Below are 12,155 nucleotides of genomic sequence, written 5' to 3'. Positions count from 1 at the left end.
AATGAAACTAATTTACCTCCAACAGCTATCGCAACAGCCACGCCTTTGAATGGTGATGCGCCACTTAATGTGAATTTTACAGGAAACTCATCGGTTGACGATAATGGCATAGTTTCTTATTTATGGGATTTTGGAGATGGCACAACTAGTAATGCAATTAACCCGACCCACACTTACATCAGCAGTGGAGTCTTTAATGCCTCCCTTACAGTTACAGATATAGAAGGGTTGGTTAGCACAGATTTTGTTAGCATCAATGTTACAGCGCAAAATACGGAAGGAGTTATTGGATACACTTTAATTGATTCTTCAACGAATTCTGAGTTATTGGAACTAAGTGATGGATTACAAATAGATGCGAATCTAACCGATGGTGTATTGCTTAATATTCGAGCAAACACAAATCCGCCCATTGTTGGCAGCGTTCGATTACAATTAACCGGTGCACTAACTAGATCAAGTACAGAAAATGTTGCACCTTATGCACTTTACGGAGACTTAGGCGGAAACTACCTAGGCACAAATTTCCCTTCTGGTAATTATACCTTATCTGCTACCCCATATAGTGGATCTAACTTATCTGGTATTGAAGGTGAAACAGTGACCATAAATTTTTCAATTGTGGATTCCGGCTCTACCTTGAGGGTAGCACCTCTTAATGCCTTGAAGATAGATATGCACCCCAACCCAGTTTCTGAAGTGGCTCATGTAGGTATTTCTGAAAATCAATCAAAAATTGCTGAGATTTCAATTTACGATGTCGCAGGGCGTCGGGTTAAAACGATAAAGAATAAAGATTTAAAATGGGAAAATGGTGATGTTTTATTATCAGTACAAGAATTTGAAGATGGTTTTTACTTTGTAGTAGCAGTTACAGAGTCATTGGATATCGTTCAAACTAGGATGGTAGTGAAAACAAAATAACCACTAAAGGCTATCTAAATATTCGGTCACATTTCTATTTATTCGGAATTCAATTTTTGAGTTATCGGCCTTTTGGAAAGCTTCTCCAGTGATGCTCTCGTAAAGCTCGATATAGCGGTCAGACACAGAATTGATGTATTCATTACTCATTTCTGGAACTGTTTGACCGTCCAAACCTTGAAAACCATTGGAAATCAACCATTGACGAACAAACTCCTTGGAAAGCTGTTTTTGGGGTTCGCCCTTTTCTTGCCGCTGCTCATAACCGTCTGCATAGAAATACCTTGACGAATCAGGGGTATGGATTTCATCTATTAAAACGATTTCCCCATCCTTTGTTTTCCCAAACTCATATTTGGTATCTACCAGAATCAAACCACGTTTTGCCGCCAATTCCGTTCCGCGTTGGAATAGTGCTTTTGTATATTTCTCCAGCACTTCATAATCTTCTTTGGAGACTATCTCACGTGCTAAAATTTCCTCACGGGAAATATCTTCATCATGATCGCCTTTTTCAGCTTTTGTTGCTGGGGTTATTATGGGTTCAGGAAATTTATCATTTTCTTTCATCCCCTCCGGCATTGGAACGCCACATAACAGGCGTTTACCAGCCTTGTACTCACGTGCGGCATGTCCTGACATGTATCCACGAATCACCATTTCCACCTTAAATGGTTCGCAGGCTTTGCCAACGGCCACATTAGGGTCAGGTGTCGCCATTAACCAATTCGGGACAATATCTTGGGTAGCCGCCATCATTTTAGTGGCAATTTGATTCAAAATTTGACCCTTAAACGGTATTCCTTTGGGCATCACCACATCAAATGCAGAGAGTCTGTCTGTGGCAATCATAACCAAGATGTCATTATCCAAGGTATAGACCTCTCGCACTTTTCCCTTGTAAACACTTTTTTGATTTGGAAACCTGAAATTGGTTTCCATTATGGTATTGGACATGTCTGGCTAGTTTTGGTGCTCAATATTCTTGTAGGCGTCAATTACTTTTTTGACCAGTTTATGGCGGATAACATCCTTATCATCCAAGTAGATGATGCTTATACCTTCAACATTTTTTAATATTAGCAATGCCTCTTTCAATCCAGAGATTACCCTTCTTGGTAAATCTATTTGTCCTGGATCACCTGTTAATAAGAACTTTGCATTTTTGCCCATACGGGTTAGGAACATCTTCATTTGGGCGTGGGTAGTGTTTTGCGCCTCATCCAAGATTACAAAAGCATTATCCAGCGTACGTCCTCGCATAAAAGCCATAGGGGCAATTTGAATAGTTCCGTCTTCAATATATTTTTCCAACTTCTCAGCAGGAATCATATCACGAAGCGCATCGTACAAAGGTTGCATATAGGGATCCAGTTTCTCCTTCAAATCACCCGGAAGAAACCCTAAATTCTCACCTGCCTCAACAGCTGGCCGGGTTAATATGATGCGCCGAACCTGCTTTTCTTTCAACGCTTTGACAGCTAAAGCTACACCGGTATATGTTTTTCCAGTACCCGCTGGGCCAATGGCGAAAACCATATCATCTTTTTTGCATGCATCAACAAGCTTTCGTTGGTTAACGGTTTGGGCTTTTATCAGTCTACCGCTTACACCATGTACCAAAACCTCTCCACTACTTTTGGATGAAGAAAGTTCTTCCTGTCCATTACTTGTTAGAACACGCTCAATCATGTTTTCGTCAAGTTTGTTGTACTTGGCAAAATGATTCGTCAGCATATCAAAACGTTTATCGAACTCTTCCAAGAGTTCTTCATCACCGTACACCTTGATTTTGCTGCCTCTGGCGACTATTTTAAGTTTTGGAAAGTATTTTTTTAGAAGTTCAATATTCTCATTCCGCTGCCCAAAAAAATCTTGAGGGCTTATCTCCGTCAATTCTATAATAAGTTCGTTCAAAAAAAGTGGTCTCTTTAAGGGTTATTTTTGAAGAAAAAAGGTTCTTTCTTTTTTATTTAATTTTACCCCACAAACTTAACCAAAAATCATTTTGACCACCGAAAAACATATCAACAGTATTGCATGGCAATCATAACGTTAACTACAGATTTTGGACATAAAGACCACTTTGTAGGTGCCATAAAAGGGACTATACTCAATAATCTTCCAGAGGTCAATGTTGTTGATATTTCGCATGAGATAAGCCCATTCAATATTCAGGAGTGTGCATACATCCTTAAAAATGCGTACCGTGCGTTCCCAGCTGGAACTGTTCATATTGTAGGGGTTGATTCTGAATTATCACCAGAAAACCAACATATTGTGGTCCAAGTTGAAGACCAGTTCATTATAAGTGCAAACAATGGCGTAATATCACTGATTACTTCAGAAACCATTCCTGAAAAAGTAATGGAAATTGATATTCCCAATATCAATCCAAGTTCTTTTCCTGTTTTGAACGTCTTTGTTGAAGTAGCCTGCCACATTGCCCGAGGTGGGAAACTTGAAGTTATTGGCAAACCCTTCAATCAACTTAAAGAGCTAAGGGAATTTGAACCTCGAATTACCAATGAAGGTAAAAGTATTGTTGGCAATGTCATTTATATAGACAATTACGGAAATGTAATTACCAATATTCAGCGTAGTCTTTTTGAAGCCTATAGAAACGGAAGGGAATTTGAAGTGATCGCACGAACCAATAAAATCAAAAACATACATAACAGCTATAACGGAATCGTGAATTTTAACTTGGAGCGCGGTCAACGTAGAGGACCTGGCGATGCCTTGGCCCTATTCAACTCTGCAGGTTATGTGGAATTGGCAATTTATAAAAGCGACTTGAAAACTGTAGGAGGAGCTTCTAGCCTATTGGGTTTAGGCTATAGGGACACGGTAACAATAAATTTCTTGTAAATGTTGGTACGCATTGTTAAACTCACCTTTAAACCCGAAAATATTCCTAGTTTTGAACTGATATTTAAATCAACACAACCTGAAATTTTGAAATTTAAAGGCTGTAAACTCGTTGAAGGCTATCATGATGTTGCAAATCCATGTGTATTTTTCACTTACAGTCATTGGGAGGATGCCGCCGATCTTGAAAACTACCGGAATTCCGAATTTTTCAAAAATGTATGGAAAAAAACCAAGCTCCTATTTGATGCTAAACCGGAAGCTTGGAGTTTAAGTAAAATCGATTCTGAAGCATAACTATGGAATCAAGGCAAAAGAAATCAATTTAATAACCTCAATAAACTTCGTTAGACAACACGTGTTTTCCATTTATAAAAGAGAAATCCAATCATTTTTCACATCTTCCATTGGTTATTTGATTGTTGGCCTTTTTCTGCTACTTACCGGATTGTTTCTATGGGTTTTTAAGGGTGAGTACAACATTTTTGATTACGGTTTTGCTGATTTAAGCAACCTGTTTCTACTATCATCATGGATTTTCATTTTTTTGATTCCTGCGATTACCATGAAAAGTTTTTCGGAAGAGATCAAATCTGGGACCTTGGAACTCTTACTCATTAAACCCATCTCTATTTGGAAGCTGGTCATGGGAAAATTTTGGGGTGCATTCACGTTATGTGTAATCGCCATTTTACCGACTTTAATTTATATTCTCACGATTTCTAAACTGGGAATTATCGTAGGGAATCTGGATGTAGGCGTTTTAGTTGGTTCTTATTTTGGTTTGTTGTTTCTTATAGGCGCATATACTGCAATTGGTATATTCACCTCTACGCTTTCCGAAAATCAAATCATTGCTTTTATACTTGGTGTTTTGATTTGCTTTGTTCTATTTAATGGTTTTAACGCCTTATCATCTCTGTTCCCGTCAGGTGAAACTCAGCAATTAATTCTAGGTTTTGGTGCCCAATCGCATTTTGAAAATATAGGAAGAGGTATTTTGGACACGCGAGATTTGGTGTATTTTGTTTCAATCTCCCTATTGTTTTTGTATTTGACGATGCAACGTTTAAAATCAATCGTGCGATGAATAAAGAGTTTTTTCAATCTGTTTTGAAAATTGTTTTGGTTGTCGTTGTATTGAACATTGCCGGAGGTTTTCTGTTCACGCGGTTTGACATGACAGAGGACCAACGCTTCACGATTTCTGAACCATCCAAGGAGGTACTTCAAAAATTGGGGTCCCCTGTTGTAATCGATGTTTTATTGGATGGAGAAATTCCTGCTGAGTTTTCAAAATTGAAAACAGAGGCTATGCTTTTGATCAAGTCTTTCAGGACATTGAACAAGAATATCCAATTCAATTTGGTGGACCCTTTGGAAAATGAAGCAGACCCGCAGCAGACTATAGCTGATTTACAGCGAATTGGACTTACTCCTGCAAATATCACGGTTGAAGAAAACGGAAAAGTATCCCAAGAGCTAGTCTTCCCATGGGCAATGGTCACCTACCAAAACCAGACGGTTAAAGTTCCGTTACTCAAAAACAAATTGGGATCCACAATGGAGGATCGTATCAACAATTCTGTTCAACAATTGGAATATGCCTTCGCTGATGCATTTACCAAGTTGACAACTGGTCAGAAAAAACGAATCGCTGTCATCAAGGGAAATGGGCAACTGGAAGATATTTTCATCGCCGATTACTTAACCACCATACGAGATTATTACAATATTGGTGCAATCACCCTTGACTCTGTTGCTGCAAACCCAGATACGGTCCTAAATCAATTAAACGAATTTGATTTGGCGCTCATAGCCAAGCCAACAGCGTCATTTTCTGATGAAGAAAAATACATACTTGATCAGTACATTACCAATGGTGGTAAATCCATCTGGCTTATAGACCAAGTTGCTATGGAATTGGATAGTATTTTCCAAGGGGGTGGTAGTGCGATTGCACTTCCTCGAGATCTTAACATGAAGGATTTTTTCTTCAAATATGGCCTAAGGATCAATCCTGTTTTGGTAAATGACCTCTACTTTACCCAAATTGTGTTAGCCTCAGGTGATGGTAATGACTCCCAATACAATCCGGTTCCCTGGTATTATAATCCCATGGTTTTTTCTCGAAATGACCATCCCATAAATACTAATATTGAGGCGGTAAGGTACCAGTTTGCGAGTTCCATGGAACTGCTTCAAAATGATTACCAGCAAACGGTACTGATGCAAAGTTCGCCCTTATCAAAAGCTGAAAGCGCACCAAAACCGATTAGTCTGAGCGTATTAAACAATCCACCAAATAAGGAATCGTATATTGAAGGTAACCTACCATTGGCCGTCTTAATTGAAGGAAAATTCAAGTCCGTATTTAAAAACAGAGTCAAACCAATTGATTTAGAAAATGACCTGGAAGATGGTCCTGAAAACAAAATGATTGTTATTTCCGATGGTGATTTAATAAAAAACCAATTGCGGAATGGTGTTCCTTTGGAACTTGGCTATGACAAATGGACTAATAGTTCGTATGGAAACAAAGAATTTTTGGTGAATTGCATTAATTACCTGTTGGATGATACTGGACTTATAAACATAAGGAGCAAACGTGTTTCCATTCCCTTATTGGATGCGGAAAAAATCAACGCTCAGAAAACCAAATGGCAATTAATCAATGTTGCGTTACCGGTGCTTTTGACCTTGCTTTTTGGAGTAGCATTTGGATGGTACAGAAAGCGCAAATACAGTGTATAGCTGTTAATAAGTTTGTTTCTTTACTATGTCCTTTTAAGATATATTTGTTTTTAGCCAATATTTAAGCCTATTTGCAGTAAAAATGAAGGGATAGGCACTAAAGTTTAAAGAATTTCTTGAATGAAGTTTATTGTATCAAGTACATATTTATTAAAGCAATTACAGGTATTGGGTGGTGTTATCAACAATAGTAATACACTACCAATTTTAGATAATTTCCTGTTTGATCTCAAAAAAAACCAGCTGACTGTATCAGCATCTGATTTGGAAACCACAATGAGTTCTGTCTTGGAAGTGGATTCCGATGCAGAAGGAGCTATTGCTGTGCCAGCGCGATTGTTATTGGATACGCTAAAAACATTTCCGGAACAGCCATTGACGTTTGTAGTTGAAGACAACAATACCGTTGAAATAAGTTCCAATCATGGTAAGTATGCGTTGGCGTACGCGGATGGCGCTGAATTCCCTAAAGCTGTGGAAGTTTCCAATCCAAGTACCACTACCCTACTTGGTGATATTTTGGCAACAGCAATTACCAAAACCATTTTTGCAGCTGGAAACGATGACCTACGTCCAGTAATGAGTGGGGTATTCTTCCAGTTTTCTACCGAGAATTTGACCTTTGTAGCTACGGACGCACATAAATTGGTAAAATACCAGCGCAATGATGTTTCTGCTTCCCAGGTTGCGGAGTTCATTATGCCAAAAAAGCCATTGAATCTATTAAAAGGGATATTGGCAGGGTCGGAATCTGAGGTGACCATCGAATACAACGATAGCAATGCTAAGTTCATTTTTGACAATTCAGAATTAATCTGTCGACTAATTGATGGTAAGTACCCAAATTATGAAGCCGTAATACCAAAGGAGAATCCAAATCAATTATCGATTTCTCGAAATCAGTTTTTAAGTTCGGTTCGCAGGGTTTCAATCTTTTCAAACAAAACTACCCATCAGATTCGGTTAAAGATTGCCGGTGCCGAATTAAATATTTCCGCAGAAGATGTGGATTACAGTAACAAAGCTGAAGAACGTCTTTCTTGTTCTTATCAAGGGGACGATATGCAAATAGGGTTCAATTCAAGATTCTTATTGGAAATGTTGAACAATCTAAATTCAGAGGACGTTTCCTTGGAAATGAGTTTACCAAATAGAGCTGGCATTTTAACCCCAGTTGATGGATTGGATGAAGGAGAACTTGTTACCATGCTTGTAATGCCAGTTATGTTAAATAACTAGGTCATCTACCATAAAAGAAAAGCTGGAATATACTTCCAGCTTTTTTTATTTAAATAAACGGTATGGTCATAAAGTAGGACGGTGATTCGCCATTTGTTGCCTTTACAGCATTTACTATGGGTAAAACAAATCCTAAAATTGCCACGCCGATTAGCCCTAAAATACCAAGTCCTATTAAAAGTATAGCTGGTATACTCACAATAATGTAAAGCAATAGACTAAGTTGCAGGTTGATAATGGCTTTACCGTGCTCGTCCATACCCTCAACTGATTTTCTAGCAGAAAGCCAGATGATAAGAGGTACAATGAAACCCCCAAAACCTGGGATGTAATGTAATAATTGCGTTAAGTGCGTAATGGACAACAGTGTGTTGTCCTTTCTAACTACTTTTTCGTTAATAACTTCCATTTTTTGATTGATATTGATGATGTACTATATCTGTATGATAAACCAATAAAATGTTACAGCTAGTGTCTATTTCGTAATTTTGCCAGCATGTCGCATTCCGATACCATAGTAGCGTTGGCAACACCACCAGGGACTGGGGCAATTGCCATTATTCGAGTTTCAGGACCTGATGCCATAACCTTGGTTTCAAAACATTTTAAACCTGTCAGTCATAAAGACTTGACCAATCAAAATACCCATACTATACATTTAGGCCATATAGTTGATGCCAATAAAGTTTTGGACAAGGTTCTGGTTTCCCTTTTCAAGAACCCTAATTCATACACCGGTGAAAATGTTGTTGAAATTTCTTGTCATGGTTCGCCCTACATCCAACAACAGATCATACAACTTTTTTTAAAGGCAGGGTGCAGGATGGCCAGTGCTGGCGAATTTACGCTACGCGCATTTTTAAATGGTAAAATGGATTTGAGTCAGGCAGAAGCAGTTGCTGACCTCATTGCCAGTGATAGTGAAGCTTCTCATGACATAGCTATGAAACAAATGCGTGGAGGATTTAGCAATGAAATTCAAAAGTTAAGGGAAGAATTGTTGAATTTTGCATCGTTAATAGAATTGGAATTGGACTTTTCCCAAGAAGATGTAGAGTTTGCGGACCGCACCCAATTCTATGACCTACTGGGCCGAATCAGTGAAGTACTTAAAAAATTGATTGATTCCTTTGCCATCGGGAATGTCATTAAAAATGGGATTCCAATCGCAATAGTAGGTAAACCAAACGTTGGAAAATCCACACTACTTAATGCCCTTCTTAATGAAGAAAGGGCAATAGTGAGCAATATTCCAGGTACCACTAGAGATACCGTAGAGGATCTAATCAACATTGGAGGAATTAATTTTCGTTTTATAGACACGGCTGGAATACGAGAAACTACAGACGAGGTCGAAAAAATAGGTATTGAACGAACTTTCCATAAAATTGAAAATGCCAAGTTGATTTTATTTCTTTTCGATGGTCTTGAAGCTGATTTAGATAATTTGACGCGTATTAAGAAAAAATTCCCTAGCAAAGAAGTTCTAGCAATATGTAACAAGGTAGATCTATTGAATGCTGAAGAACTTGCATCCCTTAGAAAAACCATTCCTAACGGAATATATATCTCTGCCAAAAAGAAGGAAGGTATAACACTTCTGGAAGATAAATTGTCCACTTTGGTGGTATCTGGTTCACTTCAAGGCGATGAAACCATCATAACAAACAGTCGTCATTATGATGCCCTACTAAAATCATTAGAAGAAATTCAAAAAGTTAAGGAAGGGATGGATTTGGATTTATCCAGTGATTTATTAGCTATCGATATTAGACAAGCCTTGCATCACCTTGGTGAAATTACAGGTAGCGTCACCACCGATGATTTGTTGGGCAATATTTTTTCAAATTTTTGTATCGGGAAATAACTATTAACCACAACACCAGTTAATTTACCCAAAATGGGATTAGAGTATTCAGTCCTTAAGATATCCACTATATTTGTAATCCAAATTTTATTCATGTTCAGTTTTTTCCAAAAGAAAAACTATATAGTCGATAATTTACATGGTCTGGTAGATATACATAATCATATTTTACCTGGCATAGATGATGGCGCTAAAACTGTTGAGAATTCTATTGAACTTATACGTGAATTCCAACAATTTGGGGTAAATAACTTTGTGTGCACTCCCCATATCATGCATAATTATTACGACAATACGGAACAGACAATAAGAAACTCATTCTCCTTATTACAAGCTGAATTGGTAAAACAGCAAGTTGACAATGTTTCCATTGATTTTTCAGCCGAACACATGATTGATGATAATTTTGAAGAAATATTGGCAAATGACGCTGTATTGCCGTTAAGAAAATACCATTTGTTGGTAGAAATGTCTTTCTTACAACGCCCTTTAAATTTTGATCGGGCAATTCAAAATATCGCCTCTGCAGGTTATTTTCCAATACTAGCGCATCCAGAGAGATACTTATTCCTACATTCCAAGTTTGGCAAATATGAAAAATTTAGAAAACAAGGAATATTGTTCCAAGCCAATGTATTATCATTTGGAGGATATTATGGTACCGAGGTAAAGCGCGTTGTCAATAAACTTTTGGACAATCAAATGATCGATTTTATTGGATCAGATGTACACCGTATGGAACATCTTAAATACTTAAAAGAAATCACCTTGCCCTCCAAAGTTTTAGCCAAATTGGAACCGGTTATCTGCGAAACTATTGAGGCTTTCTTGTAGCACAATACCCTATTTTCTAATTATAAGTTTTTCCTCAGATACCTTATCTAAATTGGGAGACCAAATTTGGACAACATAAATACCTTCTTCCAATCCTAAAATACTAAAATCAAACGTACCGCCTATGCTTTCAAACACATCAATATCCACTGTTTTAACAAGTCTGCCAGACATATCGAACAAATAAACCTTTTCTACCGGCTCCACTAAATCTGTTACAACGTGTACGTCAGAAGCTGTTGGATTTGGTGATAGAGCTATGTTAAACCCTCCAATCCCACTATCATTTTCACCATTGAATGACCTAGCAGCACCACCGTTGATAATCGCGAATTGAATGGATAAAGCTTGGCCAATATCACCTCCCAAGGAAGCATTTGAAAATGGTGTCGCTGACAATGTGTATGAACCTAAGGGCAAATTGGTTGAGTTGTAATTACCACCACTATCCCCAAACAAAGCATAAGGTGCTCCATTTTCAGTTCTACTCTCATTTACAGGACCACTTAGGTTAAATGATACACTACCAACCACAGAAGGATTTGTATTCGCACGAATATTAAGACCTATCCCTTGAATCGAGGCTTGATCAATTTGTTGTCCGTCTGTAATGGTGAATAAATCCGTATTAGAATCTGCATTAATCAAGGTAAAACTTTCTACACTTTGGGAAGGCGAGCCACCACCTCCACCTGTATCAGTACCTACTACCCAATCAAACTGAATGGTTGTGGATTCTTGGGGAACATTGTCATCTGAAACAGTCACAGAAACGTTATATGGACTATTTGCAGCAGCACCTGCTGTTCCTCCGGAACTGTTGGATTCAGGAAAAGCGTTAAGTTCTGAGCCTGAATAACTAGGTCCATCAACTTTAAACAGAGCAATACGATCAATAGCGTGACCTGCTGAGCGTTCGGAAATCTCGAATGTATAAGTTCCTGGATTTTCAAACCTTACATAGATATGATGAGAATCATTATCACTGGTGTTTGCTTGCCAACTATATTGTTGAGAATTACCACCTATCAAAAATATTTTGAAGAATCCATTACCTCCACTTCCCTCAGGTGTTGTTGCAGGTGTAACGCGAGCGCTTCCAATGGGAAAAACAATATTGTTTTGATCTCCTTCCAACTCCGTTATTAAGGCAGCTTCACTTGCAGGTGTCCCTTGATAGCCAAAAAACCATGCACCCCCTGTATTCGGAAAACGAAGCCAATTATCGTTTTCTTCGGAGGATACTGTCCCGCTATAGAAGCTGTGCCATAGAAAACGATATACCCCAGGTGTGGTTATCGTAAATTCATATGGAATTGTACCTCCATTCTGATCATTAAAATGATTGCTACCAGCTATTATACCGGTTTCATCATCCAAATTCGTTAAACTCCAATTTGGTACTAATGGACTGGATTCTGCTTCAATAATCAGCAACCCATTTTCTTCAATAAATGAACCAGAAGGTTGCGCCTGAGCTAAACTTCCTGATATTAGACCGGTATTGGGATTTATTGATAATGTGGGCGGTAAATTATTTGCTTGATATGTTAGGTTCGTACTTTCATCAGTCGCATTTATTTGCAATGAAACCACCTCTCCTTCATTACTATTTTGGGTGCCAGGATTAGTAACCACTGGTGCTTGATTACTACCAGGAATAGTC

Annotated in this window: 12 protein-coding genes; 8 read left to right on the top strand and 4 right to left on the bottom strand. The window is 38.2% G+C overall.

The window, feature by feature from the left end:
- A partial coding sequence (locus tag M3P19_RS16830) for a PKD domain-containing protein (protein ID WP_249658869.1) occupies positions 1–924 on the top strand: 924 nt, incomplete at its 5' end.
- A 3-nt stretch (positions 925–927) separates the two neighbouring features.
- Here M3P19_RS16830 and M3P19_RS16825 read toward each other — a convergent pair.
- Both M3P19_RS16825 and M3P19_RS16820 read right to left on the bottom strand, forming a co-directional pair.
- Positions 928–1,881 (bottom strand): phosphoribosylaminoimidazolesuccinocarboxamide synthase, encoded by a 954-nt coding sequence (locus M3P19_RS16825; RefSeq protein ID WP_249658868.1) that lies wholly within the window; start codon positions 1,879–1,881, stop codon positions 928–930.
- A 6-nt stretch (positions 1,882–1,887) separates the two neighbouring features.
- The gene (locus M3P19_RS16820; RefSeq protein ID WP_249658867.1) at positions 1,888–2,841 is read right to left on the bottom strand and encodes a PhoH family protein; all 954 of its coding nucleotides are present in this window, start codon (positions 2,839–2,841) and stop codon (positions 1,888–1,890) included.
- 123 nt (positions 2,842–2,964) lie between these two features.
- Between M3P19_RS16820 and M3P19_RS16815 the strand changes: the two genes are divergently transcribed.
- The 5 genes from M3P19_RS16815 (at position 2,965) to dnaN (ending at position 7,788) form a co-directional block, all read left to right on the top strand.
- Entirely contained in the window at positions 2,965–3,795 is an 831-nt protein-coding gene (locus M3P19_RS16815; protein ID WP_249658866.1) for an SAM hydrolase/SAM-dependent halogenase family protein, read from the top strand.
- The gene (locus M3P19_RS16810) at positions 3,796–4,092 is read left to right on the top strand and encodes a putative quinol monooxygenase (protein ID WP_249658865.1); all 297 of its coding nucleotides are present in this window, start codon (positions 3,796–3,798) and stop codon (positions 4,090–4,092) included.
- Between the two features lie 61 nt (positions 4,093–4,153).
- Positions 4,154–4,885: a gliding motility-associated ABC transporter permease subunit GldF gene (gldF, locus tag M3P19_RS16805; protein WP_249658864.1), complete on the top strand. Its 732-nt coding sequence runs from the start codon at positions 4,154–4,156 to the stop codon at positions 4,883–4,885.
- On the top strand, positions 4,882–6,549 hold the full coding sequence (gene gldG / locus M3P19_RS16800) for a gliding motility-associated ABC transporter substrate-binding protein GldG (RefSeq protein ID WP_249658863.1): 1,668 nt from the start codon (positions 4,882–4,884) through the stop codon (positions 6,547–6,549). The genes gldF and gldG overlap by 4 nt, the downstream gene beginning before the upstream one ends.
- A gap of 120 nt (positions 6,550–6,669) precedes the next feature.
- Positions 6,670–7,788: a DNA polymerase III subunit beta gene (dnaN, locus tag M3P19_RS16795; RefSeq protein ID WP_249658862.1), complete on the top strand. Its 1,119-nt coding sequence runs from the start codon at positions 6,670–6,672 to the stop codon at positions 7,786–7,788.
- Between the two features lie 49 nt (positions 7,789–7,837).
- On the opposite strand, the gene M3P19_RS16790 is transcribed toward dnaN, so the two are convergent.
- On the bottom strand, positions 7,838–8,197 hold the full coding sequence (locus M3P19_RS16790; protein WP_249658861.1) for a DUF4870 domain-containing protein: 360 nt from the start codon (positions 8,195–8,197) through the stop codon (positions 7,838–7,840).
- Between the two features lie 87 nt (positions 8,198–8,284).
- On the opposite strand from M3P19_RS16790, the gene mnmE reads away from it, so the two are divergent.
- Complete coding sequence (mnmE, locus tag M3P19_RS16785; protein ID WP_249658860.1) at positions 8,285–9,655, top strand: tRNA uridine-5-carboxymethylaminomethyl(34) synthesis GTPase MnmE; 1,371 nt, start codon at positions 8,285–8,287, stop codon at positions 9,653–9,655.
- A 33-nt stretch (positions 9,656–9,688) separates the two neighbouring features.
- Positions 9,689–10,489 (top strand): tyrosine-protein phosphatase, encoded by an 801-nt coding sequence (locus M3P19_RS16780; RefSeq protein ID WP_249658859.1) that lies wholly within the window; start codon positions 9,689–9,691, stop codon positions 10,487–10,489.
- Between the two features lie 9 nt (positions 10,490–10,498).
- Here the strand turns inward: M3P19_RS16780 and M3P19_RS16775 are convergent.
- Positions 10,499–12,155 (bottom strand): T9SS type A sorting domain-containing protein (locus tag M3P19_RS16775; protein ID WP_249658858.1); only part of this gene is annotated, 1,657 nt, incomplete at its 5' end.

The organism is Flagellimonas spongiicola (genome assembly GCF_023502425.1).
GTDB lineage: Bacteria > Bacteroidota > Bacteroidia > Flavobacteriales > Flavobacteriaceae > Flagellimonas > Flagellimonas spongiicola.
The sequence above is the reverse complement of the archived record's forward strand: the minus strand, read 5'-3'. Positions and strand labels throughout refer to the sequence as shown.